The sequence below is a fragment of the Rhodohalobacter barkolensis genome, assembly GCF_002834295.1.
Taxonomy (GTDB): domain Bacteria; phylum Bacteroidota; class Rhodothermia; order Balneolales; family Balneolaceae; genus Rhodohalobacter; species Rhodohalobacter barkolensis.
In genome coordinates, this window is the sequence record NZ_PISP01000001.1 from 1,054,379 (window position 1) to 1,080,963 (window position 26,585).

The window sequence follows — 26,585 nt, forward strand, 5'->3', positions numbered from 1 at the left end:
CTGTTCTGTAGTTAAAGAATCATTCGGGAAATTAATATCCCTCGATATACTCTTCGATAGCTTCAGTGACTACAGCAGAATAGGAGCGGTTAATTTTATCGGCGTACAGTTTCAGTCTGTCGATGAGGTCAACTTCCAGGTAGTAGCTGGCCACTTTTTTCTTTGGTGGGTCTTCATCAACGGGTTCAGGTACATCTCTTTCAACGAGATGCTGGCTAAGCTCATCATCATTTTTCTGAGGATTGCCGCCAATTTCACGTAATTCTCTGTTCAGATTAAACCCTCCGCTGTGCTCATTTCTTACACTTCTGAGGGGTTTCCGCTCTTCACCCCCATTAATATCGGGAATAAAGGAGTATTCCGATTCGTCAACTTCGGATGAGCTAAATGGGAAATGGCCTAAGCTTTTCTTAGTTATGTTCATATCGGTTAGTGGCCGTTTCTGATTTCTTTCGCAAGCATTTGATAGTCTTTAGCACCGTTACTTTCTCTGTCATACTCAAATATTGTTTTGTGATGACTGGGTGCTTCTGCTAAAGCAACGTTATCTCTAATAACGGTATTAAATACTTTTGATCCAAAATAATCCCGGATATGTCCTACTACTTCCCGGTTCAGGTTCTTGCGATTATCATACAACGTGCAGAGAATCCCCTCAACTTTGAGGTTCTTATTTAACCGTTTTTGAACAATTTGTATCACATCCATCAACTTAGACAAGCCGTGTAGTGCCAGATATTCTGACTGAAGCACAATAACCAACTCGTCGGCAGCTGTAAATGCATTCAGGGTTAGTATTCCAAGGTTTGGCGGACAGTCGAGCAGCACAAAATCGTATTTGTCGTCCACCTCATCCAGGGCATCTTTTAACAGCATTTCCCGTGCCGGAACATTTACAAGTTCCATTTCAGCACCGGATAACTCAATAGATGAAGGAAGAATATCAAAGGAGTTGTGTTTTATGATAACATCAGAAACTTGAGCGCCATCCTTAAGCACATGATAGATATTCTTATCAATCCGATTGGAATGCAATTTCAGCGAGAAGGTCAGGTTGGCCTGAGGGTCCATATCCACTAAAAGTACTTTATAGCCCAGATTACTTAATCCGGCTCCTGTATTAATCGTAGTAGTGGTTTTCCCAACCCCTCCCTTCTGATTTGTAAAAGCAATTTTCCTCATTGTAACCCTATCGAAAACATTCGCATTTTTTGTCTATTAGAAGGAGTAAGAAAATGAATTTTTGTTACAAAATATAGTATAGATTATTAATTAAAAGAAAAAGGGCACCCGGTCAGAGCACCCATTTTGCCGTTATTTGATTGTCGATAGTACGTATTGGAGTTACTCCACTAATATTCGCATTATACATTAGCAAATTGTTAAGCTCATGTTAAGCTTAACTGAATATTTCACATGAACCTATTCACTCAATTATACGTCAATATCTTTTATTGAAATCTTCCATAGATGATGAGAACCTGCTAATTATGACCTTTAATGAAAATTTTTATTCTTAACTTCACACTAATGAAAGACATGTTTGATCTGATGTCAGAAAACAATCAGCTGTGAAAGGATTCATTCAACACATATATGATTGAGAAATCTTTTTTAATGAAAGAAAATTGCGGTGTTCAAAACCACCAAAAGAAGAATTAAAACCTACTAAACGTTTTTTGAAATGCCCGATATACACGAAGGTATGCGCTTTTTCAGTCGTAAATTGATTAAACCACAGGATTTGAATGCTCACGGAACTCTGTTTGGAGGAAGTGTTCTTGCCTGGGTTGATGAAGAAGCTGCGATTTATGTAATATGCCAGCTCGGAAAAAGTAATATCGCCACCAAATTTATGTCCGAAATTGATTTTGTAAGTTCAGCCAAACTGGGCGACATCATTGAAATTGGTATGGAGACTGTGAATTTTGGTAAGTCATCAATTACCGTAAAATGTGAAGTACGTCACAAATTTACCAAAGAAACGATTATACGAATTGACAAAATAGTATTTGTCCATCTTGATGAAGAAGGGCGCCCTACTCCTCACAATATTAACAAGCCCGTAAACTGACCTATGGAAAACAAAGAGAATTTAGTTGATGTACAATTGATCCGGGACATGCTCTACGATGATGATGGATATGTAAAAGAGTTTTCCAACGCATCTATTCAATCATTTGGCGAATTCAAACAGCATTTTAAAGAGTCTTTACTGGCCAGAGAAATGGATGAACTGCGAAGAGCCGGTCACAAAATTAAACCGGTAGCCATGATGTTAAAACTGGACCCGGTTATAGAAATGTACGACACTTCCAAGACCTATCTTGAAGAGAACAGATCCACAGAAGAACTGGCCGATTTAGCCGATGACATGGAAACCTATTGCGACACCGTAATAGCTGAGTTCCAAGAACTTGTTTAATTAAACTGATTTAAAACCAAGACTATTTATGAAGACTGTACTCGTGACCGGCGGAACCGGTTTTATCGGCAGCCATACCGTGTTAGAACTGCTCGAAGATGATTACAAAGTTGTTGTTATGGATAATCTTTCGAACAGTAAAACGGAATCACTGGCCCGGGTTGAAAAACTGACCGGCAAAAAAGCTGATTTTCATGAACTGGATCTACTTGATAAAGATGGACTTCGTAAACTGTTCAGAAAATACAATTTCGACTCAGTTATACATTTTGCGGGTTTAAAAGCCGTAGGTGAATCTGTTGAAAAACCACTTCTCTATTTTAAAAACAACATTTCTGGCACAGTCATACTTTGCGAAGTGATGCAAGAGTTTGGCGTGAAAAATATAGTATTCAGCTCTTCGGCTACTGTTTATGGCGACCCTGAAAAATCTCCAATTCCTGAAGACAGTCCTGTTACTTCAGTTAATCCATATGGCCGTACCAAACTGACTATTGAATATATTCTGAAGGATCTCTATCAGTCTGATCGGGATTGGAACATTGCACTTCTCAGATATTTCAACCCTGTGGGAGCGCACGAAAGTGGATTAATAGGCGAAGATCCAAATGGAATTCCTAATAATCTGATGCCATTTGTTACGCAGGTTGCTGTAGGAAAACTGGAAAAACTGCGAGTATTTGGGGATGACTATCCTACTCATGATGGAACGGGTGTAAGGGATTACATACACGTTGTCGACTTGGCCATTGGCCATCTGAAAGCACTTGAAAAGTTGGAAGAAAACCCGGGCGTGGTCACCTATAACCTCGGTACAGGGCAAGGCTCAAGCGTTCTGGACGTTGTAAAAGCCTTTGAAAAAGCCAACTCTATTGAAATCCCCTACGAAATTGCTCCCCGGCGTCCAGGTGATGCCGCAATCTGTTATGCTGATCCATCAAAAGCGGAGAAGGAGCTCGACTGGAAAGCCGAGCGTGATCTCGAAATGATGTGTCGCGATGCCTGGAACTGGCAGCAGAAAAATCCGAACGGATACGGTTCCTAAAACTCAGCTATTCAAATACCGAAAAGGTTTGATCCGGTTCCATTGCCAGTATGGACTCGGTCATCAGGGAGATCAGTGCTTCCACATCCTTCAGTGACGCCGTTTCTACCGGTGAATGCATATAACGGATCGGAAGGGATATCAATGCACTCGGAATTCCGGTTCTCTGGTAAAAGATACTGTCTGTATCTGTCCCCGTCCTTACGCTGGTTGCCTCGTGTTGTATTGCTATTTCTGACTTTTCAGCCGCTTTTTCAATGAGAGATACAATCGAAGGATGATTCGCTCCACCATGCTGAACCGATGGGCCTTCTCCCAGTTTTACAGTGCCGTGTTCTTTGTTGTTAATACCGGGAGTATCCGTTGCATGGGTTACATCTGTCACTAAAGCGGCATCGGGCATATGCCGGTAACTCATCATACGCGCTCCAAACCCTCCCACTTCTTCCTGTACAGAGTTAAGAGCCATTACATTCACTTTAAGCTCACTCTTCCGCTTTCTGAGCTGTCGCATTACCTGTGCAATCACAAAACCGCCAATCCGGTTATCCAGTGCCCTGGCTGAAATAATTTCATCATTCAAATATTCAACTTCATCAGTGTAAGTAACGGGATCCCCGATCTGAACCAAATCGAGAGCTTCTTCTCTACTTCCCGCTCCGATATCCACATAGATATCTTTCCACGACGGCTGTTTTCCACCGCCGTTTTTTGAATCCTGCAGGTGGATTGCCTTGTTCCCGGTCACACCCAAAACCCGGCCTTTTTTGCTATGAATATAAACCCGCTTGGCTCGGGCTATGGTTGAATCACTTCCTCCCAATTTATTTAACGTGATAAAGCCGTCATCCGAGATATGTTGAACAACCATCCCGATTTCATCAGCATGGGCTTCCAGCATAATTGTAGCGACGTCCATATTCGTCTCAATTTTTGCAACAACAGAACCGTAAGCATCACTCTCTACTTTATCGGAATAATTCTTTACATATTTACGCCATACTTTCTGGCCTTCCGATTCATACCCGGTCGGACTCGGAGTAATAAGAAGTTCTTCTAAAAATGACTGTGACTCTTTATCTAACATCTTTTATGATTTATTTTTTGTTCATTTTGCAACTGAATATAAGCAACGGATTGATCGATATCGCGTTTAATTCCGTTGGTGATCTTGTATTCATCTTTCAGAGATATTCTGATTAACTTATAGTTTTTAAAATTTCATATACATCTTCATGCTTAAACCAGAATATAATCCGGAAAGTTTTTTTCACTGGACAGAAATCCGAGTTCGATTCAGAGATCTTGATGCACTGAATCATGTCAATAATGCTGTTTTTAACACCTATTTTGAAGAAGCAAGAGTCCAGTTTATCGAAGAGATTCCCGAATTTAAATCCTCTGTTCAGTCCGGATTCAGTTTTGTACTGGTTCATCTGGAACTTGACTACATTAAACCGATCCTTTTCAAAGATACCATTCTAGTTGGCTCAGCGGTTGAAGAGTTCGGAAATAGCAGTATTCAAGGTTTTCAAGCGATCTACTCCAAACATGATCATGAGCTTAAAGCTGTCGCTAAAACGACCGGTGTTTGGTTTGATCTGAAGAAAAACAGACCTGCTCGTTTGCCTGAACTGAAGAATCAGGAGAAATATATTTTTAAAAGCTCAAACTGATGGATAAAAGTAAACAGTATAAAATTTTCAGTGATCCTATCCATGGATTTATCTCTGTTCCAAAAGGGATCATTTTAAAACTGATAGACCACCCGTACGTGCAGCGTTTGAGGAGAATCCGTCAGCTTGGACTCGGGTACTTGGTGTTTCCAGCAGCAGAGCATTCTCGATTCTCTCATGCTATTGGAGCTCTTGAACTTGGACAGCGTGTTCTAAAAAATTTACAGGAGAAAGATACCACTATAAGTGATCCGGAAATCAACGGGACATTAATCGCCATATTGTTACATGATATTGGTCATGGTCCTCTCTCCCACACGCTGGAACACTCGCTCATTAAAGATTTCAACCATGAGATGATGAGTCTTAAAATCATGGAGAAACTGAATCAGGAGTTTGACGGTGCCTTAACTACGGCCATTGAAATATTTACAGATCAGTATCCAAAGAAATTTCTTCATCAGTTGATCTCCTCCCAGCTCGATATCGATCGTCTTGATTACCTCAAACGCGACAGTTTTTTCACCGGGGTATCTGAGGGCTCAGTTGGTATCAACCGGATTCTAAAAACCATGAGAGTGATTAATGGTAATGTTGTGATCGAAAAGAAAGGGATTTACGCCATCGAAAACTACATTCTATCCCGGCGATTAATGTATATGCAAGTCTACCTGCATAAAACGGTTTTGAGTGCAGATTCGCTCTTAAAAAAGATCTTCAAACGCGTGAGTTACCTCATTAAAAATGGTGAGCAAATAAACATTCCTTCAGAACCCCTTCGTTATTTTCTTGAAAAAAGACCTAGCGCCAAGAAAGTAATTACCTATGAAATGATGGGACATTACCTCTCACTTGATGATCACGACGTGATGATTTGTCTTAAAAGTTGGATTAACAGCAAGGATCCCATCCTGGCAGACCTGACACTACGGTTTCTAAATCGATCACTGTTCAGAACTACGTTTATCAATAAAAAAGGATTGAAAAATTTAAAGAGTGATATATTGGCCCAAACTAAGAAACAGCTTAAAAAGGCGGGTTTACCTGATGATGATCATTCGGCAGGCTTTTATATCGACTTCGATAAAAGTTATTCAGAAGCGTACAAATACGAAAACGAGAGTATCTGGATCCTGGATGACGATCAAAAAGCGATAGAGTTTTCAAAAGCAGCAGATACCAAACATATTATTGCATTAACTCAACCCGTTGTCAAACCCTATGTGGTACATCTTAAAGAGCTTAATTTAGATGTGTATTAACCGTTTTAAGAATGTCGGTTAAGTCCGTCTCTTTAAAAGGTTTTTTCAGAAGCGCATTAAAACCTTTGCTTTGAAGGGTTTCTCTATTGTTATAGAAAGAGCTGGCTGTTACGGCAATAATTGGCAGATCGTGAAGTGTATAGCCCTGTTTCCGAATATGTTTTGCTGCTTCCAGCCCGTTCATAACCGGCATACTGATATCCATCAAGATTAAGTCAACCGGTTCCTTTTCAAAAAAATCGATGGCTTCCTTACCATTGACGGCTTCTTTCACATTGTACCCCATTCTTTTCAGCATAATCTTTAATACCGTTCGATTGATCGGTACATCATCAACAATAAGGATATCTTTAATTTCAGCATGATTTTCACTACTCACAACATTGTTGGAGTCTTGATCGGAAAGAAGATGCTCAATCTTAGATTTGAGCATAAAAGATTGCATGTTTATTGTTTCGAGATAGCTCTTCAGTTCGTCTGTCAATCCATCCTGCTTTTTCAATATCTCGGAATAGCCAACTATCGCATTCAACGGTGTATTAATCTCGTGAAGCCATTTACCGGCTTCTGATTTTCCTTTCCCGGTTAGAACGTGATCTGAAATCTTTATTAAACTGCCTAAAAACTGACCGTCATGAGTTGTAACCGGAGCTTTTCTACACGAGAATTTGTGATTATTAATCGTTAGTTGAACCGTTTTATTCCCGTCTGATTTTGTCTGGCTCTGTATAAACGCTTTCAGCTTTTTCGGTAATTTAATCTCTGAAACATTTTTATTATCAATACTTTCATCATTCAGGTTAAAAAGTTCGAGAAAGTGTTCATTTGCAAATTTCAGGACATGTTCTCGATCAATAATAAAATCTGCAGTATCTGAATATTTGGTGACAGCCTGAAGGAAATGGTACTGTTCAGATGTGGTAAGTGTAAAAGCTTCGGTTTTTCTGTTTTTAATAAACAGATAAGCTACTAATGAAAATACCATTAGCAGGGTAATTAAATAGATTTGGTTCGTGAGACTATAGAGCCAGATCTCATTTAAGAAAAAAAGGTTATATGTTTCGATATACGTGGTCATTTTTGCAGTAATCGAAAGCTAAACTTTATCCTTAACTTAGTGCAGTTAGTTTTTTTTAACTATAGGTAAACCACACTTAATAGGCTTACTTTTTGGTTAAACTTTTCTAAGCTTGACGAAATCGAATTCCTTATGCTCTTCTCTCCAATACTCTTCCCACTCTGACCCGATTTTGTTTCTGTATTCAGGAAAGAAAGTATCCCCCTCAAATTCCGCTTTAATTTCGGTGATTATTAATTCATCAGCTCTATTAATCGTCTGTTTATAAACTTCCCCACCGCCTATTATAAATACTTTTTCATGCCCCTTTAAATAATCCAGTGCTTTTTCAATAGAGGTAAAAGTCTTGACGTGATCGTAAGTCTTGGATCTGGACAAAACGATGTTTTCTCTTCCGGGGAGAGGCTTTTCGTTGAGTTCTTCAAATACAATTCGGCCCATAATAATAGGAGAACCCATCGTTTCTCTTTTGAAGAACTTAAGATCTTCACTGTAATGCCATGGCAACTCATTATTATTGCCAATTACCAAGTTCGGATCATGAGCTGCTATTAGAATCAATTTCATACGGCAACTGGGAATTTAATAGCCGGATCCGGATCGTAACCTTCCAGGGTGAAATCTTCATACTGCAGTTCATCAATTGGTTTATTGGCAATCGTCAGTGTGGGTAACTTTCTGGGCTCTCTTTTAAGTTGCTCCTGAAGACCTTCAATATGATTTTCATAGATATGAGCGTCAACAATTGTATGTGCAAATTCTCCGGGTTTCAATCCAACTTCTTTTGCAATAGCCATCGTTAATGCCGAGTAACAGGCAAGATTGAATGGGATTCCAAGTGCAATATCACCGGATCGCTGAGTGAGATGGCAATTAAGCTTTCCATCACTTACGTTAAAAATATACATAATATGACAAGGTGGAAGTCGCATCTCATCCAACAGACCCGGGTGCCATGTAGATACCACAATTCTTCGGCTATTTGGATTGTTTTTCAACATATCAATAGCACGCTGAACCTGATCAAATTCATCATAGACCCAATCTTTGTCTCGAGACTCCCCTAGTTTTGGATAAGATGAACCATCACTCGCTTTCAAAAAAGGAAATCGTCTCCAAAGAACCGGGTAGATTGGCCCTACATAACCATCATCATCGGCCCAGGCATCCCAGATATGAACATCTTTTTCATCTCTCAGCCACCGTACATGATCATCCCCCCTCAGGTACCAAAGAAGTTCCATGATGACAGATTTAAAATATACTTTTTTAGTTGTTAGAAGAGGAAAACCTTCTGCCAAATCTACCTTATAGAATTCAGCAAAATTGGAGAGCGTATCGGTTCCGGTTCTGTTCTCTTTACGAACACCGTTTTCCAAAACACGCTGGACGAGATCTAAATAAACTTGCATAGTTAATCAATCAATTTAAAGTACAACTCCTGTTAATAGTGCGACGGCGATACTGAAGTAGATCATAATTCCTGTCACATCCACCAAAGTAGCTACAAAGGGTGCGGAAGTAACAGCCGGATCAAGGCCTACTTTTGACATGATGAAAGGGAGCATGGATCCACTTAAATTTCCAAATAGTACAACTCCAATCAAACTCAGCCCCACCGTTAACGATTGAAGAAACACAGCAATAGACATGGGTTCACCGCGAAATACCATCCATGTAGATATCACAACTGTTCCCATTATACCCAGAATTAATCCAAGCATAAAACCTGACATGAGTTCCCTTTTTAGAACTCCCAGCCAATCGGAAAGCTTAATGTCGTCAGTAGATATAGCGCGAATAATCAGCGTGGCGGCCTGTGAGCCGGAGTTACCTCCACTGGAAATAATCATTGGAATAAAAAGTGCAAGAACAGCTGCCTTTGCAAGGGTGTCTTCAAAACCTGCCATAGCTGTTACGGTGAACATCTGTCCCAAAAAAAGCAGAATAAGCCACCCTATACGTTTTCTGACCATTTCAAGCATGTTGGTCTGAGAGTAGTAATCATCCAACGCACTCATACCGGCCATCAGCTGCATATCCTCAGTTGTCTCCTCTTCGGCAACATCCAAAACATCATCTACCGTAACAATTCCTACAAGGATACCATCAGAATCAACAACCGGAAGGGCAACCCGGTCGTATTTACTTAACATGCGTACGGCTTCTTCCTGATCATCAAAAGCACTTAAAGCTTCAAAAGAGTAATCCATGATATCCTCAATCTTGAGGTCAGGATCAGCAATTATTAGCTGATTTAAACGAAGATCATCGATCAGTTTTTCTTCTTCGTTTACAACATAAATAACGTTTACCGTTTCTGCATTACGGCCATATTTTCGAATGTGGCTTAAGCTTCTATCGATTGACCAGTCCTTTTTAATTTTCACGTAGTTGGTGGTCATCAAACGTCCAACACTCTCAGGAGGATATCCCAATAGCCGTCTTATCAGAGCGATATTTTCTGAATCCATGGAGTTCAGAACACGCTGTGTTAATCCTCCGGGCAGTTCCTCCATCAGAGCAACTCTCTCATCCGGCTCCAGGTTATTCATCACATCGCTCAACTGCTGCCGACTGAATACTTCCAGGAGTTCAACCCCTTTTCCGGAGCTTAGATAGGTAAATACATCCGCTGCTTTACTTTTTTTGAGAAGACGAAATATGACTACAGCAACTTCCGGTTCAAGATCTTCAAGAAGCTCAGCTACATCAACGGCCGGTACATCTTCAAGAGACTCTTTGATCGTGATCCACTCTTTTTTCCGGATCAGCTCATCAAATTCGGGTTTTAATAAATGTGCAATCATATCAGTACCGATTGTAAACAGGGATTACTAACAAAAACGGTTCACAAAGATACTTCAAACACTCTGCAGAAGCTAACCGTTAAGGCTAATTTTTTGTAATACCTAACAACTCAATTGCTTTTTTTGCAGCCTGTTGTTCCGCCTTCTTTTTACTCTTTCCAACACCCTCTCCCAGTTTCTTATCATCAAAATAAACAGCCACTATAAATGTCTTATCGTGTCCCGGTCCCTCCTCCGATAAAACCTTGTAGGTTGGCAGCGAAGCACTTTCCGACTGGTAGTACTCCATCAATACACTTTTGAAGTTGTCAATCTTATTTTCAATTGTCTCGAAATCCAGGTAACGGTTTACATTGCTGAGAACAAAATTATAGGTGAACGAATAGCCTTTCGAAATATAAATTGCTGCAATAATAGACTCGTACACATCTGCCATCACACTTTTAGAAAGTTCAATCCCCTGCCCTGTCGATCTCTCCCCAACTTCGAGCGCCTTATGGAGTTCAAGCTTCTCGGCAATGGTTGCGAGTGTATCTCCTTTTACAATTTTGGAGCGCAGTTTTGTTAAAAATCCTTCATTTTCGGTGGGATACTTCTCAAACAGAATTTCAGTCACAATCAGATCCAGAACGGCGTCTCCTAAAAACTCTAAGCGTTCGTAGGTTTCGTACGATTCGTACTGTTCATTGTCAACAATTGAACGATGTCTGATAGCCTGATTAAAAACCGACTGATCTTTAATGGGAATAGAAAATCCAAGAGAGGCTTCAAGAGTTTGAAGACGAGCTAAAGGCTCAGATTGATTTATAGAAGTACCTTTTCTGAACCACTCCTTTAGCCTGTCAATCATAAATTACTCTTCAAATTTCTTGAATACAAGAGTAGTATTGTGTCCTCCAAAACCAAATGCATTGTTCATTGCATATTTCACATCGCGAACCTCCGCTTCGTTTGCAGTGTAATTCAAATCACACTCAGGGTCCGGAGTTTCCAGGTTAATGGTTGGAGGTACAGTTCCATGATAGATGGAAAGAAGAGTTGCTAAAGATTCTGCAGCTCCGGCGGCACCCAACATGTGACCTGTCATCGATTTAGTAGAGTTTAAGTTGATCTTATAAGCATGATCCCCAAAAACTCGTTTAATCGAATTGGTTTCTGCGATATCTCCCAACGGAGTTGAGGTTCCGTGCATATTGATGTGATCAATATCTTCAGGTTTGATGCCGGCCATCTTCAATGCGTTTGTAAGCGCTAAATGGACACCATTTCCCTCAGGATCCGGTGCAGTGATATGATAAGCATCTGCAGAAAATCCGTATCCTACAATTTCTCCATAAATTCTGGCACCTCTTTCGAGCGCCGAATCCAAAGATTCCAAAAACATCATTGATGCACCTTCAGACAGTACAAAACCATCTCGGCTTTTATCGAAAGGACGAGATGCCCTTTCCGGTTCATCATTGCGGGTCGATAGAGCTTTCATGGATGAAAAACCGGCTATTCCGATCTCCCAAACAGGAGCTTCAGTTCCACCGCACAACGCCATTTCAGACTGCCCATGACGAATTGAGTCGTAGGCTAATCCTATGTTGTGGGATCCGGTAGCACAAGCCGATACAGCACAGAAATTTGCACCTCTAAAGCCGTATTTAATCGAAATCTGCCCGGCCGGCATATCAGGAATCAACATGGGAATAAAGAAAGGTGAAACCCCTCTGGGACCATGTTTATCGTGAGATATAGACTGATCGTAGAATGTTTTCATTCCGCCTATACCTGTACCAATCAATACAGCAACACGATCTTTATCAATTTTTTCAAGATCGATTTTACTGTCTTTTATGGTTTCGTCTGCGGCAATCATACCATATTGAGTAACAGGATCTAATCTCCTGGCCTCTTTACGGTCGAAGTGATTGTTGGAATCATAATCTTCGATTTGCCCTGCAAACTTTGTAGGATAATCGGAAGTATCGAAATGGGTAATTGGACGCACGCCACTTTTACCGGATACAAGACCGTTCCAGAAATCCGGAGCGGTCTTACCCAGTGGTGTAAACGCGCCTATGCCCGTGATAACGACTCTGCGTTCAGTCATCGGCGGCTAATTAGGTTGTTAGTTTGCTTTAAACTAAGACTTTTCTTGAATGTACTTAACGGCATCCCCTACAGTGGCGATGTTTTCAGCATCTTCGTCAGGAATACTCAGATCAAATTCTTTTTCGAATTCCATAATCAGTTCTACAGTGTCCAGAGAATCTGCTCCAAGATCATTGGTGAAGTTTGCTTCCGCAACAACTTCTGATTCATCTACACCGAGTTTATCAACTATAATGGATTTTACTTTTGCTTCAACATCTTGTGACATATGAGTCCTATCGATTTGAATTATTGGTTTTTAAGTTAACTAAGTTTTTTTGACATGCAGAAAATACAACATCTCTGCATAAATAACACGAGTCAGAAAAGACTCCGTAAATTTATAAAAAATTACATTGCCATACCGCCATCAACACGGAGAACTTCACCGGTTATGTACGAACTGAGATCAGAAGCCAGAAATGCAACTACATTTGATACCTCTTCCGGATTCCCGGCACGTCCTAATGGAGTTTCCTGTTTAATCGACTCTAATACTTTTTCATCCAGATTCTCCGTCATTTCGGTCATGATATAACCGGGAGCGACAACATTGGCGCGAATATTACGACTTGCCAGCTCTTTGGCATACGATTTGGTAAATCCAATCAAACCGGCTTTTGAGGCGGCATAGTTACTTTGGCCTGCATTACCCGATATACCGACAACAGATCCGATATTAATGATGGAACCACCGCGGGCACGCATCATCGGTTTAGCAGCAGCTTTGCTGTAATTAAATACACTTTTTAAGTTGGTATTGATAACAGCATCCCACTGTTCTTCATTCATTCTTAGAATCAGGTTATCTTTGGTAATCCCTGCATTATTCACCAAAACATCCAGTGATCCCCACTCCTCTACAACTTTGGCGATTACCTCTTCTGCTTTACTGTAATCCGTTGCATCAGCTTGCAGTGCAATACCTTTAGAGCCGGATTTTTCAATTTCACTGACTACATCATTTGCAGCATCCGCCGATCGGGAATAAGTGATTGCAATGTTTGCTCCTAATTTTGCAAATGTCAATGCAATGGCTTTTCCAATTCCACGGCTTCCGCCCGTTACAATACAATTTTTACCTTTTAAGTCCATTATTCGTAGCCTTCTATTGTTACACTTTTCAACGTTCGTTTCACCAATCCTTGTAATACTTTTCCGGGACCAATTTCAATAAAATCAGTTGCTCCGGCATCCTGCATATTTATCAAGGTCTTTGTCCATTGAACAGGATTCGTAAGCTGCATGATCACATTTTCCCTCAAAACATCCGGATCAGTCGTTCCTTCTGCAGTATAATTACTATTAAGCGGAATATTGGCCGTAGAAAAATCGATCTCTTCAACCCTGTTTTTAAAAGATTTATATGCCGGTTCCATCAATGGAGAGTGGAACGCGCCACTGACCGGTAACAGCATAGCCATCCGGCACCCCTGATCTTTTGCGATTTCTACCGCTTTTTTTACAGCATCTACATCACCTGAGATGACCAGTTGCCCCGGAGAGTTGTAGTTAGCAGTCACAACCGGCTTACCCACTTTCTCGGAAGCGTCTTCACAAATCTGATCCACTGCATCATCATCCATCCCAATAATTGCGGCCATTGTTCCCGGATGATGATTTCCTGCTTCCTGCATGAGTTTACCACGCAGTGAAACAAGTTTCAGAGCTGTTTCGAATGATAATACTCCTGCTGCCACCAATGCACTAAACTCTCCTAAACTGTGGCCTGCAACCATATCCGGTTTGATATCCTGTTGCTCATAAAGTGCCACGGAATGAGTAAATATTGCGGGTTGTGTGAATTTTGTTTGAGTTAATTTTTCTTTAGGGCCCTCAAACATAATCTTGGACAGATCATAACCCAGAATTTCATCAGCCTGATCTATTCTCTTTTTGAATGCAGCATTCGAATCGTAATGATCCTTAGCCATTCCTACCTTTTGTGATCCTTGTCCCGGAAAAAGTATCGCTTTCATTACTTGCTCCATTTTAAATAGATGGCACCCCATGTCAAGCCCCCGCCAAATGCAGAAAGAATGATATTATCGCCCTTCTTCAGGCTATCTTTCCAGTCATCCAAACAGAGAGGTATTGTAGCAGCTGTGGTGTTGCCATATTTATTGATGTTTACCATCACCTTATCCTTACTGAGTCCCATTCTGCGAGCTGTGGCATCAATTATCCGCAGATTTGCCTGATGAGGAACCAGCCAAGCCACATCATCGGCATCCAGATTGTTTTTCTCCATTATCTCCAGAGAGACATCCGCCATGCCTTCTGTTGCTTTCTTAAAAACCGATCGGCCATCCTGGCGGATATAGTGCTGTTTATTTTTAACCGTCTCTTCCGATGCAGGATTTAAACTTCCCCCTGCCGGCTGATAAAGCATACAATTTTCATCACCTTCTGTATACTGTATAAAATCGACAATTCCATCATCCTGATCACTCTCTTCAAGCACAACTGCACCGGCAGCATCACCAAAGAGAATACAAGTGGAACGGTCGGTAAAATCTATGATCGAACTCATCTTGTCGGCACCGATTACCAGTGCTTTTTTAATACGACCGGATTCTATCATAGATCCTGCTGTAGAAAGTGCAAAAAGAAAGCCGGAACATGCAGCCGACAGATCGAAAGCAAATGCTTTTTTAGCACCGATCCGTTTTTGAACAAGAGCTGCCGTTGCGGGAAAAAGATAATCCGGTGTGACGGTAGCTACAATTACAAGGTCAATCTCATCAGCTTTCACATTGGCATCCTTCAAAGCTTCTTCAGCAGCATTGGTAGCCATAAAGGAAGTTGCTTTATCAGGGTCTTTTAAAATTCTTCGTTCCTCAATTCCGGTTCTGGACCTGATCCACTCATCGTTCGTTTCTACGTATTTTTCCAGTTCTTCGTTGGTTAACACATATTCAGGAAGGTATTTACCCACACCTGTAATTTTTGCTCGCTTAAAAGCCATTAATTTTGGATAAGATTAGTTTAGAGAAGCTACGATTTTGTCATTGAGCTTGTGAGTAACGCATTGAGCTGCGTTTAGAATCATATTTTTGATTGCCATAGGAGAACTTCCTCCATGACCAACCAAACTTGTTCCGTTTACGCCCAAAAAGGGAACACCCCCAACATGCTCGTAGTTGAAAGTATTCAAACCTTTCGTAAGAATGGTATATAATTGCTTTTGCACTTCGGGAGCAACTTTCTCTTCTTCCATTGTCTTGGAAAGAAGTAATTTCAAAACACCCGGAATAGATTCACCGAATTTCAGAACTACATTTCCGGTAAATCCATCAGTAAGATAAATATCTGTTGCTCCGTATAAGATATCCTTACCCTCTATATTACCTTTAAATTCATCAAGTTCACTTAAAAGCTTATAGACCTCCTTATGGCAATCTGTTCCCTTTTCAGGTTCTTCACCAATATTTAGAAGCCCAATAGTTGGATTGGATTTATTTAGAATCTCTGTCGAAAAAATTGAACCCATCTTTGCAAACTGAAGATACATCTCAGGCTTCAAATCTAAATTAGCACCGGCGTCTATTAAAAGACTGATGCCTTTCAGGGTTGGATAGGTTGCAGAAATGGTAGGCCTGATCACACCCTCAAGTTTTCCGAGAATAAGTGTTGAGGCCGCCAACAGGGCACCCGTATTCCCGGCACTGACAAAAGCATCGCAATCGCCATTTTTATGTGCCGAAATACCTATTGCTATTGAAGAAGAGCGCTTGCTCTTAACTGCAGCAGAAGGTGAATCTTGCATCCCTATAATTTCGGGTGCATGCTGAATATGTAAACGATTCTGATCATACTCCAAACCTAACAATTCAGTTTGGATAAGATCTTCAGGACCTAAAAGTAGAATTTCAATTGAGTCGTCTACTTTCAGGGCTTCAATTGCACCCAAAACAGGATTTTTAGGATAATGGTCTCCGCCTACAGCATCAACAGCAATCAGCATTTTTCAGTAGTTTAGTTATTTGGAAACATTCAGTACCTGACGGCCGCGATAATAGCCGCACTCCATGCAAACATGATGATACCGGTGCATTGCTCCGCAGTTTGTACATTCTGACAACGGTATTTCAGCTACTCTGTGGTGAGATCTTCTTTTATCTCTGCGGGTTTTGGATGTCTTTCGTTTAGGATGCGCCATTTTTACAGTTAATTATTGATTTACTTTAATTTTTTCAATTTTTCCCATCTGGGATCAATCAGTTCCTCTTCATCAGGTTGAGGACCAAACGATTGAGTTTCAAATTTTTCCGGTTTTCCGTCAGAATCTAACAAGTCAGGATGAATTTTACGAATTGGAAGATTCAGTAAAATGGTATCCCTCACCTCCTTATCAATATTTATCAACAGATCATCTGCCGGTATTTGCCGGATCGCCCCTTCCTCTGTTTCACTTTCTTCAACAGGATTCGGTTCGAATACTATGTGATAAGAACCCTCTGTTTTATATACAAACGGCTCTAAAGTACGATCACAAACCAGGTTTAAATCTGCAATTACACTGAATTTAACCTGAACGAAGTGATCTGTTTTATAAAAATTGATCTCAACGTTGGCCTTCTTCAGCGATACTTCATCATTAAAATCAAGTTCAGCATCCCCAAGAGCAACACTTTTGTTGCTTTCACCATCAGGTATTTCCTGGAGCCGAAATGTTAGTTTTGATGTTTTCACGATAGCTTACAAAAATAAAAAGATATCTTTTGGAAAGCAATTTAATTAAAGAGTCCGTAAAGGCGTTGTTCAACTAAGGAGATGATCTTACCGAGATCTTCACTGTCGTTCACAAAATCAAGATCATCTGTATCAATAATCAATTTTTCGTGCTCATAACGGTCGATCCAGTTTTCATATAAACCATTCAATTTTTCAAGATATTCAATACGAATTGTGTTTTCGTAGGTTCTCCCCCTTTGCTGAATTTGCCTGACCAAAGTCGGAACTTCAGCTCTCAGGTAGATCAAAAGGTCCGGCGGACGCAGATAGTTAACCATTTCGTGAAACAGAGACTTATAATTTTCATAGTCCCTGTCACTCATCAAACCCATATCAAACAGGTTCTTGGCAAAGATTTCCACATCTTCGTATATCGTACGATCCTGAATCAGGTTAAGATCTGATTCCTGTATCTCTTTTTGATGACGAAACCTGCTCGACAGAAAGTAGATTTGAAGGTTAAAACTCCATCTCCTCATATCGTCATAAAAATCCGACAAATATGGATTATCATCCACAGACTCGTAGTAGGGCTTCCAGTTAAAATTCTTTCCAAGCAGCCGGGTTAAAGAAGATTTCCCTGCGCCAATATTGCCGGCTATCGCAACGTACTTATTTTTGCTGTTATTGTTATCCATGCTGAGCGTTACCTTTTCCCCAATAGTCGGTACATCGCCTGTTTATAATTTTCCACACCGGGTTGGTTGAACGGATTAACTTCCAACATATAAACGTAAACAGCGGTCATCAATTCGTAAAAGTAAATCAGATGACCAAGTTGCTGGGCATTAAGTTTTTCGAGAATAATTTCTACAACCGGTACGCCCCCTTCCCTGTGTGCCTGGACTGTTCCTTCCCGTGCACTCTTATTAATATCATGAAAGAGCTTACCATCCAAGTAGTTTAATTGATCTGTATCATTTTCTACCTGGGGTACTTTCATTTTAGAAAGCGGACTTTCAACGACAAAGAGTGTCTCCATCATGTTTCGCTGGCCCTGCTGAACCATCTGACCTATACTATGCAGATCAGTGGAGTAACCTGCAATGGCAGGAAACAATCCCTTGCCTTTCTTTCCTTCACTTTCACCTAAAAGCTGCTGTGTCCATGCTGCAAAACCCATCAACTCCGGTTCAAATGAACCAATTACATCCAATGCAACCCCTTTCTTATGCAGTGTATAGCGCAAAGCAGAGTATTTTAATACTGTTTCAGGATTCTTCTCCTGTAATTCAAATTCGGCAACTGCTCCATAATAAAGGGTCTGAACATCAATCCCGGCCACGGCTACCGGTAACAATCCAACCGGTGTCAAAACAGAATATCTGCCCCCGATGTCTTCCGGAATGATGTACTTTTTGTATCCCTCTTCTGCAATAATTTTATTCAGTACACCGCCGGTTTGGCCAGTAGTGGCAACAATTCTACTTTTTGCTTCATCACCATACGCCTCGTGCATCCATTTTCGGATGGTTCTGAATGCCAGGGCTGTTTCCAATGTGGAACCGGACTTGGAAATCACATTCAAATAAACACTTTTAGGATCACCGTTCTCTTTTGGAGCCTGGATATATTTGAGAAGCTGTTCCAGGTATCTTCCGCTCATATGGTGCCCGGCAAATAATATTTCCGGGCCCTGTTCATTGAATGGCATATTCAGTGCTTCAATGATGGCTTTTGCTCCGGTGAATGATCCACCAATACCGCATACAATAAAGATATCAGCATCTTCACGAATTTTTGTGGCATGTTGCTGAATCTGGTCAATTTCAGCATCATTTGGTTCGGCAAGGATTCTTCTCCATCCCAACCAGTCGTTGCCCGGTCCGGTGCCATCCACTACTTGCTTAAATGCTTTCTCAGCTTGTTGAAGAGCACTTTCTAGTTCACTCTCTTCAACAAAGTCTACTGCATTATCTAATTTAATTTTAATCATTGTTACCTCAGCATTTTAGCTAATTCAACAAGATCGAAATTGATGTCTTTCTTTTTACCAAATGTCATCTTCAGGGGAGTCAATTTGATTTTGTTGTTTACCACGCCAACCATTACCTGACTATGCCCCTCTTTCAAAACGGTAACAGCTGCAGAACCTAATCGACTGGCAAGTACACGATCTCTCGCAGTTGGGTTGCCACCACGCTGTACGTGACCCAGAATACAAACTCTCATTTCATATTTACTGAAGTCTGGCTTTAAAGCTTCAGAAATTTTCATTGCTCCGCCGGTTTCATCTCCTTCTGCAATTACAACCAAGCTGCTTCTTCGCTGTTCGCTGAGTACTTTATTGAGAGAAGATTTTACTTCATCAATATCAGTTAGAGATTCAGGCAAGAGGATCAATTCAGCCCCACCTGCAATACCCGTTTCGAGCGCAATAAACCCGGCATCACGTCCCATAACTTCCACTAAGAATAGACGATCGTGTGCATCTGCTGTATCACGGATTTTATCAATCGCTTCCATTGCTGTATTAAGAGCAGTATCATATCCGATGGTTTCATCAGATCCTACCAGATCGTTATCGATAGTAGCCGGTACACCAATTACATTAATGTCATGCTCTTTGGCCAAAAGAGCAGCACCCTGAAAAGTCCCATCTCCTCCAATTGTAACTAATGCTTCAATTCCATGTTTTTCTAAAACCTTTGCAGCCTCAGCTCGGCCTTCCGGTTCTCGAAATTCATCGCATCTGGCTGATTTCAGTACAGTTCCGCCTCGTTGAATAATGTTCGATACATCATTAGAAGTAACTTTTGAAATATCATCATTAATCAAACCTTTGTAGCCATGTCGAATAGCTAAAACATCAATATCAAGTCCGTGAGCTGTTCGAACGATTGCCCTGAAAGCTGCATTCATTCCGGGAGAATCTCCCCCACTTGTTAAAACACCTATTTTTTTCAAGATTCAAAAATTTAGATTCATAGTAATTTTGAATAAGTTGTAAAACTAAAGAGCCCTTCATCATTGCGCAACTATTTAATCAGTTTATTCTTATTTTTCGGCTCTAAATACAAAAAGGATTTATCTACATGGCCTCAGAGGCATTATTAAAAAAAGACGATTCAACCACTAACGATCTATCTCTCAAGGAGATAACTGCGCCTATACAAAACGACCTCACCACATTCAGAACCTTTTTCAAAAATGAACTGAGAAGTGATGTTTTTGTCTTAGACCAGATTATACAGTATTTACTGCGGCAGAAAGGTAAGGAAATCCGCCCCACCCTTGTGTTTATGACTGCCAGAATGTTTGGCAAAATTGATAATCGGAGCTTTGTAGCCGCAACTATGATTGAGCTTCTTCATACGGCTACCTTAATTCATGATGATGTTGTGGATGAAGCCGATCTTCGTCGTGATTTCCTGAGTATAAATAAACTGTGGAAAAATAAAGCCGGTGTATTATTGGGAGATTTCCTCCTTTCCAAAGGGCTTTTGGTAGCATTGGACCATAAAGAGTATCAGCTTTTGCATGTACTCTCTGATGCTGTTCGTAAGATGAGTGAAGGAGAGCTGAGACAGCTCAAGACTTCCAAACTTTTTAATATGACGGAAGAGCGCTACTTCCAGATCATTTCTGAAAAAACAGCCAGCTTGATTTCTGCATGTTGCGAATGCGGGGCTATAGCTGCTACCGATGACGAAAAAGTCATGAGTGGTATGAGAGAAATTGGCATGAATATCGGAATCGCCTTCCAGATCAAAGACGACCTGTTTGATTACGGCATTGATAATGTTGGTAAACCCACCCGAAATGACATTCAGGAGCGGAAGGTTACTCTGCCATTGATTAAAGCATTAGAAAAGGCACCCGCGTTGGAGCAGTTGAAAATCCGTCGGCTCATGAAAAAGCGTAAGAAGAAGACGTCTAATGTAAATGAAATTGTAAATTTTGTACATAAATACGACGGATTGAAAGAAGCCGAAAAAAGTATGGGAGAGTATGCTGAAAAAGCTTTAAAAACGTTGAATGCCCTTCCTGTGCAGCAAGGTGCAGAAGATTTTGTTTCATTAATCCAATTCATCATTAACAGGAAAAAGTAGCTCTTCTATGAAGCACCTTTTTCTATCGGATGTCCATCTTGGAGCTTTCACTGATGATGAAAATGAACGGCTGGAAAAAGACCTCATTTCATTAATTGAATACGCCATCGAAAATAAGATTCACCTCCATATACTTGGAGATCTGTTTGACTACTGGATGGAGTTTGGGGCTACAATCCCGAATTACGGCCGTAATGTTTTAGACCACTTTGAGAACTACAACCTCAAATTGGCACCGGCTACGTATATAACTGGAAACCACGATAACTGGACACTTGGTTATTTTAAAAAAATTGGGTTTGATGTTCACAGTGACTTCAAAGAGCTGAATACCGGTGCTCATTCATTTTTTCTGCATCACGGCGACGGTTTAGCAGACCCGGAGTACAATCTGCAACGTCCATTGGTTCACAAAGTACTGCGCCATCCGCTGTTTACATCTGCGTACAGAAAAATATTTAATCCAGATACCGGCATTGATTTAATGAAACAGTTTTCTGATTTCAGCAGAGCCAATCCTGATCAAAAACCGGATCGGCTAAACAGATGGTCAAAATCATTTTTAAAAAACACCTCATATGATTTTGTGGTATCAGGACATGATCATATAGCAAGAGTGGAAACTTTCTCTTTCGGTACATATATAAATCTGGGTACCTTCTACGGAGATAAAACTGTTGCATTATATAACAACAACCAACTCAGTCTCGTTAGATGGGATGCAGAATACAGGCAGCTTAAAACCGTAAACACTTTACACGAATAATTTTACGATGAGTGACAATGACCACAATGTAGATATGGATCGATATTTTAATGATCCTGAGTATCGAAAAAGTGTGATGGGTAAGAACAAAAAAGACACCCCGGATGACAAATCTTTTCGCAAAGACGGAAAACTAAGTCGTAAAATTTTACTTTACGGAGGTGGAGCGCTTGCTTTTTTTATTTTAATTGCTGTCGGATATTTTATTTATCTCACTCAGGGCCTCCCTTCAATTCAAGAACTTGAAAACCCACAAACATCCGTTGCTACCGAGGTCAGAAGTCGTGATGGTGCAGTTCTCGATCGGTATTATATTGAAAACCGTACCCACGTTCCCATCGAAGATATCTCACCGAACATTATAAATGCTCTTGTTGCTACAGAAGATCATCGGTTTTTTGATCACTGGGGCGTTGACGTTCAAAGACTCATCGGTCTTCCCTACTACTGGATTCAGGGCAGAATTCAAGGTGGATCTACCATCAGTCAGCAACTTGCCAGAAATCTCTATCGTAAAATTGGGTTTGAAGTTTCAGTGACCCGAAAACTGCGTGAGATGATCACTGCCATTCAAATTGAACACAATTACACGAAACGGGAAATCATTGAGATGTACCTGAATACTGTAGAGTTCAGTAACAGTGCGTTTGGGATAGAGCAGGCTGCAAGAACCCATTACGGGAAATCTGCACAAGACATTACAGTTAGTGAAGCGGCCACTTTAATCGGGCAGCTGAAAGCAGTTTATGCCTATAACCCGCGTCGATTTCCCGAACGCGCAGCCTTTCGAAGAAATGTTGTACTCAATCAGATGTATAACAGGGGATTTATAAGCAGTGAAGTTTTCCAAAATTTAAGATTGGAAGAGATTCAGTTAAACTACCAGCCACCATCCAGATCAGGCCGGGAAAGCCGTTATTTTGGAGAATATGTACGACTGCGTGTACAAGATTGGGCTTTGGAAAACGGATATGATCTGTTTACCGACGGCTTAGTGATTTACACGACCATAGATTCCAGACTTCAGCGACATGCTGAACGTTCAGTGCAAGAAAATCTGGTAGAGTTTCAGCCGGTGTTTGAAAGCGAGTGGACCTCACGGGATGGAGAATATATGGATGAATACTGGGAACGGTTTCCTCAATTTCTCAGGGAATATATTCGGGAAACAGATCGATATAAGAATGGTTTCCAAAAATTTGATACAGATCAGGAATCCGTAGTTTTCGAAGAATTGATGGCAGATTCAGCGTTTGTAGATTCCGTAAAAAGAGTAAATACACGACTGCAGGCTAGTTTTACAGCCATTGATCCGTCAAACGGTAATGTTTTGGTTTGGGTAGGCGGAGCCGATTTCGGGGCTAAACAGTTCGATCATGTGCATCAATCCAGAAGACAAGCCGGCTCAACATTTAAACCTTTTGTTTATGCTGTTGCCATAGATAATGGATATATGCCCTATCATAAATTCTCTAAATATCCATCCAGCTTTATTGAAAATAGTGGCAGGTTATGGAATCCTAAAGATCCTTCAGTGCCCGCCGGACCGGAAATGGTTGCACTAAGGGAAGCATTGGCCCGAAGTCTGAATAATGTAACTGTAAGGTTACTACCGGAAATTGCAGGGGCTCCGGGCACGAACAGAGCAGAAGACCTGATGCCTGCCGCCCGAAAAATAGCGGAAATGGCGTCCAACCTGGGTATCAACATGTCTTCATCCAGTGTCTACCCTTCTATTGCTCTTGGAACAACAGAAGTATCACTTTTAGAACTTGTTAGTGCTTACACTACATTTGTCAACCAGGGAGTTCATGTTGATCCCGTTGCGATTACCCGTATTGAAGACCGTGAAGGAAATGTTCTCGCCGAATTCAATCCGGAATACACGCAGGAGGTCATCAGCCCGGAAACCGCCTACATGATGATTGATATGATGCGTGGTGTGATTCGCGGCGGTGATGGCTACAATGGCACCGGGGTTCGGCTACGAAATACGTATAATGTACAGCAAGATGTTGCCGGAAAAACCGGAACCACCCAAAACAGTGCTGATAATTGGTTTGTAGCAATGATGCCCCACATCGTGATGGGGTCTTGGGTTGGCGGTGAAGATCGCAGAATTCGGTTCCCTTCGAATGATCCGAATAGTATTGGTCAGGGTGCAAGAACTGCATTACCTATTGTGGGACAGTTCATAAACAGCGTCACATCCGATCCGGACACTCCATGGAGTTATGACGCTTTTGAACAACCGCCTGGATTTATATTACCCGAAGACCCTGCTGATTCGGAAAGGGATGACAGGCGCGGCAGAATTGGCTGGTAATCATTAAATAACGAATGACTCATGAGATTTTTAATAATCATCAGTTTGGTAACTATCTTTGTGAGTTGTACCAGATCGGATTCACCTGAAACCGAGTTATCCAATAAATCTGATCTTAAAAGCGTATCAGAAATCAACCGGCATTGTGGTGATACTCTTTTTGCAGCAATGTATCACATCCCTGCTACTCAAGATTTTTTTGATAATCGTGCACAATTTGCCGGCCAACCTGTAGATTATTTTTCCGAAATGCTGAATGCCAGCCAAAAAGAAAACTTGCTGAAAAATTTTGAACAATATTTCAGTCAAGAGGATAACAACGAAAGATTAGTTCAACTGTCTAATCAGTTTTTGCAATGGTGTGATGCCAACGAAGAAATTCAGCAGCTGCAACACCAAATGAGTCACGAAGAATTTCTTGCCTTACTATATGATAGTGAACGCTTTGGATATCTATTTCAACCGTTTAATGATCGTTCACTATTTCAATCCAAGGAGTACTCATCTTTAGATAAGGTAGCATCACTCAGCTCAGCTCAAAGCCATCAAATCCTATCCACACTTATAACAGATTTATCCATGCAAGGTCAATCTGAGTTTGAAAATGACCTCAACTCACTACGCACGCTGATACAGTAAAACTTATAAACAAAAGGCGTTTAAAAGTTTACTTGTACTATGCTTCCTGCCACTATATTCGCCTTAAACAGATTGTAATATTCAAATTTATTCAACATTCAATTTTTCTTAAAAAAGTGTTCATAGTTGGACTTAAAACCTGCTATATTCCATGCGTAATTTCGTTGACTTTCCGTCCTTGTGGCGGTAATTTATGGCAAAATTAATTCTAACCGTATTTCATGCTTGAACAATATTATCCCATTCTGGTACTGATAGGCGTTGCTTTTGTACTGGCGCTTGTTTTAATGTCGCTCTCAAGGATTTTGGGGCCCTATCGGCCAAACACAAACAAACTTAGTCCGTACGAAAGTGGTATGGATCCTGTTGGAGAAGCCAAAGAGCGATACTCAATCGCCTTTTACCTGGTGGCCATGGAATTTATAGTGTTTGATCTCGAAGTCGTTTTTATCTACCCATGGGCCGTCCGATTTATGGAACACGGTACCGGAACGTTTATAGCCATGACAATCTTTATTGTAGTACTGTTTATTGGCTTGGTCTACACCCTTAAAAAAGGCACCTTAGACTGGGACGTGAAAAACATTAAATATGAAGCTTTATCGAAATAACCGAATATTATGGGTTTAGAAAGTTCTCTTAGCGAAGGCTATTTAACAACCAAGGTAGACTCTTTGGTTAACTGGGCCAGATCAAATGCTGCATGGCCAATGCCTATGGGATTGGCATGCTGTGCAATTGAAATGATGGCATTTGCAGGTCCGCGGTATGATGCAGCCAGATTTGGATCAGAAGTAATGCGTTTTTCTCCAAGACAGAGCGACGTTATGATTGTAGCCGGGTGGTGTACATATAAAATGTCGCATGCAATCCGAAGAATCTGGGATCAGATGCCGGATCCAAAATGGTGTATCGCCATGGGAGCTTGTGCTTCAACCGGAGGGATGCATCGTTGCTACGGGGTAGTTCAGGGTGTTGATAATTTCATTCCTGTTGATGCCTATATTTCAGGTTGTCCTCCCCGCCCGGATGCCGTTTTGCACGCATTAATGAAAATTCAAGATAAAATTAAAACAGAGCATTCCGTTTCGCTCGACAGTTAATTCCTATGAGTTTAGAACTATCAGAACCGCTTCAAAAAGCTATAGACGGGCTTTCCGAGAATTTTTCGGATCAAATTACAGATATCTATCAATCAACCGGTGACACATATGTTGTTGTCCAAAAAGATTCGATTACTCAGATCTGCAAATTCCTGAAAGAAGACCATCACTATACCTATTTGTCTGATGTTTTTGGGATTGACCGATACACTTCCGACGATCGGTTTGAAGTCGTTTACAATATGATTTCACTCCGCGACGGTGTTCGTTTGTTTTTGAAAGTTCGTTGTGAAGAAGAGAATCCTGAAGTTGATTCGGTTACAGATATCTGGCCTTCTGCAAACTGGGCTGAACGGGAAGTTTATGATATGTTTGGCATCCGATTTAATAACCATCCGGATCTCAGAAGAATATTGATGCCGGAGGATTTTGACTACTTCCCGCTACGAAAAGAGTTTCCACTCTTGGGAATTCCCGGTTCTATCGAGCTACCTAATTCAACACCCGATACTGAATAGTAAGATTTT

The 26,585-nt window shown here is 40.9% G+C and carries 31 protein-coding genes; 12 read left to right on the top strand and 19 right to left on the bottom strand.

Annotated elements, in window-relative coordinates; genetic code table 11:
- Window positions 1–31: 31 nt before the first annotated feature.
- Both CWD77_RS04360 and CWD77_RS04365 read right to left on the bottom strand, forming a co-directional pair.
- Window positions 32–424 (bottom strand): ribbon-helix-helix domain-containing protein, encoded by a 393-nt coding sequence (locus tag CWD77_RS04360; protein WP_101071993.1) that lies wholly within the window; start codon window positions 422–424, stop codon window positions 32–34.
- 5 nt (window positions 425–429) lie between these two features.
- Window positions 430–1,182, bottom strand: coding sequence for a ParA family protein (locus CWD77_RS04365; protein ID WP_101071994.1), 753 nt, complete (start codon window positions 1,180–1,182; stop codon window positions 430–432).
- 523 nt (window positions 1,183–1,705) lie between these two features.
- Here CWD77_RS04365 and CWD77_RS04370 point away from each other — a divergent pair.
- Genes CWD77_RS04370 through galE form a run of 3 tightly spaced genes read left to right on the top strand, consistent with a single transcriptional unit; the run spans window position 1,706 to window position 3,470 of the window.
- Window positions 1,706–2,074, top strand: a complete 369-nt coding sequence (locus tag CWD77_RS04370) for an acyl-CoA thioesterase (RefSeq protein WP_101072937.1) — start codon at window positions 1,706–1,708, stop codon at window positions 2,072–2,074.
- A 3-nt stretch (window positions 2,075–2,077) separates the two neighbouring features.
- Window positions 2,078–2,425 carry a taurine dioxygenase gene (locus tag CWD77_RS04375; protein ID WP_101071995.1) on the top strand — a complete coding sequence of 116 codons (348 nt, stop codon included), beginning with the start codon at window positions 2,078–2,080 and terminating at the stop codon, window positions 2,423–2,425.
- A 28-nt stretch (window positions 2,426–2,453) separates the two neighbouring features.
- The gene (gene galE / locus CWD77_RS04380) at window positions 2,454–3,470 is read left to right on the top strand and encodes a UDP-glucose 4-epimerase GalE (protein ID WP_101071996.1); all 1,017 of its coding nucleotides are present in this window, start codon (window positions 2,454–2,456) and stop codon (window positions 3,468–3,470) included.
- 7 nt (window positions 3,471–3,477) lie between these two features.
- On the opposite strand, the gene CWD77_RS04385 is transcribed toward galE, so the two are convergent.
- Entirely contained in the window at window positions 3,478–4,557 is a 1,080-nt protein-coding gene (locus CWD77_RS04385) for a M42 family metallopeptidase (RefSeq protein ID WP_101071997.1), read from the bottom strand.
- A 148-nt stretch (window positions 4,558–4,705) separates the two neighbouring features.
- Here CWD77_RS04385 and CWD77_RS04390 point away from each other — a divergent pair, with 148 nt between their 5' ends.
- Both CWD77_RS04390 and CWD77_RS04395 read left to right on the top strand, forming a co-directional pair.
- Window positions 4,706–5,146, top strand: a complete 441-nt coding sequence (locus CWD77_RS04390; RefSeq protein WP_101071998.1) for an acyl-CoA thioesterase — start codon at window positions 4,706–4,708, stop codon at window positions 5,144–5,146.
- Window positions 5,146–6,408, top strand: coding sequence for an HD domain-containing protein (locus CWD77_RS04395; RefSeq protein ID WP_101071999.1), 1,263 nt, complete (start codon window positions 5,146–5,148; stop codon window positions 6,406–6,408). The genes CWD77_RS04390 and CWD77_RS04395 overlap by 1 nt, the downstream gene beginning before the upstream one ends.
- Here CWD77_RS04395 and CWD77_RS04400 read toward each other — a convergent pair.
- From CWD77_RS04400 to pfkA, 16 genes are all read right to left on the bottom strand, one after another.
- The gene (locus CWD77_RS04400; RefSeq protein WP_165779071.1) at window positions 6,389–7,393 is read right to left on the bottom strand and encodes a response regulator; all 1,005 of its coding nucleotides are present in this window, start codon (window positions 7,391–7,393) and stop codon (window positions 6,389–6,391) included. The two genes, CWD77_RS04395 and CWD77_RS04400, sit on opposite strands and share 20 nt — an antisense overlap.
- Window positions 7,394–7,582: 189 nt before the next feature.
- Window positions 7,583–8,053 carry a dihydrofolate reductase gene (locus CWD77_RS04405; protein ID WP_101072001.1) on the bottom strand — a complete coding sequence of 157 codons (471 nt, stop codon included), beginning with the start codon at window positions 8,051–8,053 and terminating at the stop codon, window positions 7,583–7,585.
- Window positions 8,050–8,898: a thymidylate synthase gene (locus CWD77_RS04410; RefSeq protein ID WP_101072002.1), complete on the bottom strand. Its 849-nt coding sequence runs from the start codon at window positions 8,896–8,898 to the stop codon at window positions 8,050–8,052. Before CWD77_RS04410 ends, CWD77_RS04405 begins: the two co-directional genes overlap by 4 nt.
- Before the next feature lie 15 nt (window positions 8,899–8,913).
- Complete coding sequence (gene mgtE / locus CWD77_RS04415; RefSeq protein WP_101072003.1) at window positions 8,914–10,296, bottom strand: magnesium transporter; 1,383 nt, start codon at window positions 10,294–10,296, stop codon at window positions 8,914–8,916.
- 85 nt (window positions 10,297–10,381) lie between these two features.
- Window positions 10,382–11,146 carry a ribonuclease III gene (rnc, locus tag CWD77_RS04420; RefSeq protein ID WP_101072004.1) on the bottom strand — a complete coding sequence of 255 codons (765 nt, stop codon included), beginning with the start codon at window positions 11,144–11,146 and terminating at the stop codon, window positions 10,382–10,384.
- Window positions 11,147–11,149: 3 nt separating this feature from the next.
- Window positions 11,150–12,394, bottom strand: a complete 1,245-nt coding sequence (gene fabF / locus CWD77_RS04425) for a beta-ketoacyl-ACP synthase II (RefSeq protein WP_101072005.1) — start codon at window positions 12,392–12,394, stop codon at window positions 11,150–11,152.
- 33 nt (window positions 12,395–12,427) lie between these two features.
- Window positions 12,428–12,664 (bottom strand): acyl carrier protein, encoded by a 237-nt coding sequence (locus CWD77_RS04430; RefSeq protein ID WP_069130991.1) that lies wholly within the window; start codon window positions 12,662–12,664, stop codon window positions 12,428–12,430.
- Between the two features lie 122 nt (window positions 12,665–12,786).
- Window positions 12,787–13,530 carry a 3-oxoacyl-[acyl-carrier-protein] reductase gene (gene fabG, locus CWD77_RS04435; RefSeq protein ID WP_101072006.1) on the bottom strand — a complete coding sequence of 248 codons (744 nt, stop codon included), beginning with the start codon at window positions 13,528–13,530 and terminating at the stop codon, window positions 12,787–12,789.
- Entirely contained in the window at window positions 13,530–14,414 is an 885-nt protein-coding gene (gene fabD, locus CWD77_RS04440) for an ACP S-malonyltransferase (protein ID WP_101072007.1), read from the bottom strand. The genes fabG and fabD overlap by 1 nt, the downstream gene beginning before the upstream one ends.
- The gene (locus CWD77_RS04445; protein ID WP_101072008.1) at window positions 14,414–15,403 is read right to left on the bottom strand and encodes a beta-ketoacyl-ACP synthase III; all 990 of its coding nucleotides are present in this window, start codon (window positions 15,401–15,403) and stop codon (window positions 14,414–14,416) included. The genes fabD and CWD77_RS04445 overlap by 1 nt, the downstream gene beginning before the upstream one ends.
- 15 nt (window positions 15,404–15,418) lie before the next feature.
- Window positions 15,419–16,402, bottom strand: coding sequence for a phosphate acyltransferase PlsX (gene plsX, locus CWD77_RS04450; RefSeq protein ID WP_101072009.1), 984 nt, complete (start codon window positions 16,400–16,402; stop codon window positions 15,419–15,421).
- 15 nt (window positions 16,403–16,417) lie between these two features.
- Window positions 16,418–16,597, bottom strand: a complete 180-nt coding sequence (gene rpmF / locus CWD77_RS15755; protein WP_101072010.1) for a 50S ribosomal protein L32 — start codon at window positions 16,595–16,597, stop codon at window positions 16,418–16,420.
- 20 nt (window positions 16,598–16,617) lie between these two features.
- Window positions 16,618–17,130 (bottom strand): YceD family protein, encoded by a 513-nt coding sequence (locus tag CWD77_RS04460; RefSeq protein ID WP_165779072.1) that lies wholly within the window; start codon window positions 17,128–17,130, stop codon window positions 16,618–16,620.
- 41 nt (window positions 17,131–17,171) lie between these two features.
- The gene (locus tag CWD77_RS04465; protein ID WP_101072012.1) at window positions 17,172–17,810 is read right to left on the bottom strand and encodes a deoxynucleoside kinase; all 639 of its coding nucleotides are present in this window, start codon (window positions 17,808–17,810) and stop codon (window positions 17,172–17,174) included.
- Between the two features lie 8 nt (window positions 17,811–17,818).
- A complete protein-coding gene (locus CWD77_RS04470) occupies window positions 17,819–19,108 on the bottom strand; it encodes a glucose-6-phosphate isomerase (protein ID WP_101072013.1) in 1,290 nt (429 codons plus the stop codon).
- 2 nt (window positions 19,109–19,110) lie between these two features.
- Entirely contained in the window at window positions 19,111–20,079 is a 969-nt protein-coding gene (gene pfkA, locus CWD77_RS04475) for a 6-phosphofructokinase (RefSeq protein ID WP_101072014.1), read from the bottom strand.
- Window positions 20,080–20,207: 128 nt separating this feature from the next.
- Here pfkA and CWD77_RS04480 point away from each other — a divergent pair, with 128 nt between their 5' ends.
- The 7 genes from CWD77_RS04480 to CWD77_RS04510 all read left to right on the top strand — a co-directional run bounded on the left by CWD77_RS04480 (window position 20,208) and on the right by CWD77_RS04510 (window position 26,576).
- A complete protein-coding gene (locus CWD77_RS04480; protein ID WP_101072015.1) occupies window positions 20,208–21,224 on the top strand; it encodes a polyprenyl synthetase family protein in 1,017 nt (338 codons plus the stop codon).
- A gap of 7 nt (window positions 21,225–21,231) precedes the next feature.
- A complete protein-coding gene (locus CWD77_RS04485) occupies window positions 21,232–21,990 on the top strand; it encodes a UDP-2,3-diacylglucosamine diphosphatase (RefSeq protein ID WP_101072016.1) in 759 nt (252 codons plus the stop codon).
- Window positions 21,991–21,997: 7 nt separating this feature from the next.
- A complete protein-coding gene (locus CWD77_RS04490) occupies window positions 21,998–24,316 on the top strand; it encodes a penicillin-binding protein 1A (RefSeq protein ID WP_101072017.1) in 2,319 nt (772 codons plus the stop codon).
- A gap of 21 nt (window positions 24,317–24,337) precedes the next feature.
- Window positions 24,338–24,955, top strand: coding sequence for a hypothetical protein (locus tag CWD77_RS04495; RefSeq protein WP_101072018.1), 618 nt, complete (start codon window positions 24,338–24,340; stop codon window positions 24,953–24,955).
- A gap of 221 nt (window positions 24,956–25,176) precedes the next feature.
- Window positions 25,177–25,566, top strand: coding sequence for an NADH-quinone oxidoreductase subunit A (gene ndhC / locus CWD77_RS04500; RefSeq protein WP_101072019.1), 390 nt, complete (start codon window positions 25,177–25,179; stop codon window positions 25,564–25,566).
- A gap of 9 nt (window positions 25,567–25,575) precedes the next feature.
- Window positions 25,576–26,058 (top strand): NADH-quinone oxidoreductase subunit B, encoded by a 483-nt coding sequence (locus CWD77_RS04505; RefSeq protein ID WP_101072020.1) that lies wholly within the window; start codon window positions 25,576–25,578, stop codon window positions 26,056–26,058.
- 5 nt (window positions 26,059–26,063) lie between these two features.
- Window positions 26,064–26,576: an NADH-quinone oxidoreductase subunit C gene (locus CWD77_RS04510; RefSeq protein WP_101072021.1), complete on the top strand. Its 513-nt coding sequence runs from the start codon at window positions 26,064–26,066 to the stop codon at window positions 26,574–26,576.
- Window positions 26,577–26,585 lie beyond the last annotated feature (9 nt).

Excerpts from the sequence above, each read along its gene's own strand:
- CWD77_RS04360 (WP_101071993.1), bottom strand. The coding sequence starts at position 424 with ATGAACATAACTAAGAAAAGCTTAGGCCATTTCCCATTTAGCTCATCC.
- CWD77_RS04365 (WP_101071994.1), bottom strand. The coding sequence starts at position 1,182 with ATGAGGAAAATTGCTTTTACAAATCAGAAGGGAGGGGTTGGGAAAACC.
- CWD77_RS04370 (WP_101072937.1), top strand. The coding sequence starts at position 1,706 with ATGCGCTTTTTCAGTCGTAAATTGATTAAACCACAGGATTTGAATGCT.
- CWD77_RS04375 (WP_101071995.1), top strand. The coding sequence starts at position 2,078 with ATGGAAAACAAAGAGAATTTAGTTGATGTACAATTGATCCGGGACATG.
- galE (WP_101071996.1), top strand. The coding sequence starts at position 2,454 with ATGAAGACTGTACTCGTGACCGGCGGAACCGGTTTTATCGGCAGCCAT.
- CWD77_RS04385 (WP_101071997.1), bottom strand. The coding sequence starts at position 4,557 with ATGTTAGATAAAGAGTCACAGTCATTTTTAGAAGAACTTCTTATTACT.
- CWD77_RS04390 (WP_101071998.1), top strand. The coding sequence starts at position 4,706 with ATGCTTAAACCAGAATATAATCCGGAAAGTTTTTTTCACTGGACAGAA.
- CWD77_RS04395 (WP_101071999.1), top strand. The coding sequence starts at position 5,146 with ATGGATAAAAGTAAACAGTATAAAATTTTCAGTGATCCTATCCATGGA.
- CWD77_RS04400 (WP_165779071.1), bottom strand. The coding sequence starts at position 7,393 with ATGGTATTTTCATTAGTAGCTTATCTGTTTATTAAAAACAGAAAAACC.
- CWD77_RS04405 (WP_101072001.1), bottom strand. The coding sequence starts at position 8,053 with ATGAAATTGATTCTAATAGCAGCTCATGATCCGAACTTGGTAATTGGC.
- CWD77_RS04410 (WP_101072002.1), bottom strand. The coding sequence starts at position 8,898 with ATGCAAGTTTATTTAGATCTCGTCCAGCGTGTTTTGGAAAACGGTGTT.
- mgtE (WP_101072003.1), bottom strand. The coding sequence starts at position 10,296 with ATGATTGCACATTTATTAAAACCCGAATTTGATGAGCTGATCCGGAAA.
- rnc (WP_101072004.1), bottom strand. The coding sequence starts at position 11,146 with ATGATTGACAGGCTAAAGGAGTGGTTCAGAAAAGGTACTTCTATAAAT.
- fabF (WP_101072005.1), bottom strand. The coding sequence starts at position 12,394 with ATGACTGAACGCAGAGTCGTTATCACGGGCATAGGCGCGTTTACACCA.
- CWD77_RS04430 (WP_069130991.1), bottom strand. The coding sequence starts at position 12,664 with ATGTCACAAGATGTTGAAGCAAAAGTAAAATCCATTATAGTTGATAAA.
- fabG (WP_101072006.1), bottom strand. The coding sequence starts at position 13,530 with ATGGACTTAAAAGGTAAAAATTGTATTGTAACGGGCGGAAGCCGTGGA.
- fabD (WP_101072007.1), bottom strand. The coding sequence starts at position 14,414 with ATGAAAGCGATACTTTTTCCGGGACAAGGATCACAAAAGGTAGGAATG.
- CWD77_RS04445 (WP_101072008.1), bottom strand. The coding sequence starts at position 15,403 with ATGGCTTTTAAGCGAGCAAAAATTACAGGTGTGGGTAAATACCTTCCT.
- plsX (WP_101072009.1), bottom strand. The coding sequence starts at position 16,402 with ATGCTGATTGCTGTTGATGCTGTAGGCGGAGACCATTATCCTAAAAAT.
- rpmF (WP_101072010.1), bottom strand. The coding sequence starts at position 16,597 with ATGGCGCATCCTAAACGAAAGACATCCAAAACCCGCAGAGATAAAAGA.
- CWD77_RS04465 (WP_101072012.1), bottom strand. The coding sequence starts at position 17,810 with ATGGATAACAATAACAGCAAAAATAAGTACGTTGCGATAGCCGGCAAT.
- CWD77_RS04470 (WP_101072013.1), bottom strand. The coding sequence starts at position 19,108 with ATGATTAAAATTAAATTAGATAATGCAGTAGACTTTGTTGAAGAGAGT.
- CWD77_RS04480 (WP_101072015.1), top strand. The coding sequence starts at position 20,208 with ATGGCCTCAGAGGCATTATTAAAAAAAGACGATTCAACCACTAACGAT.
- CWD77_RS04485 (WP_101072016.1), top strand. The coding sequence starts at position 21,232 with ATGAAGCACCTTTTTCTATCGGATGTCCATCTTGGAGCTTTCACTGAT.
- CWD77_RS04490 (WP_101072017.1), top strand. The coding sequence starts at position 21,998 with ATGAGTGACAATGACCACAATGTAGATATGGATCGATATTTTAATGAT.
- CWD77_RS04495 (WP_101072018.1), top strand. The coding sequence starts at position 24,338 with ATGAGATTTTTAATAATCATCAGTTTGGTAACTATCTTTGTGAGTTGT.
- ndhC (WP_101072019.1), top strand. The coding sequence starts at position 25,177 with ATGCTTGAACAATATTATCCCATTCTGGTACTGATAGGCGTTGCTTTT.
- CWD77_RS04505 (WP_101072020.1), top strand. The coding sequence starts at position 25,576 with ATGGGTTTAGAAAGTTCTCTTAGCGAAGGCTATTTAACAACCAAGGTA.
- CWD77_RS04510 (WP_101072021.1), top strand. The coding sequence starts at position 26,064 with ATGAGTTTAGAACTATCAGAACCGCTTCAAAAAGCTATAGACGGGCTT.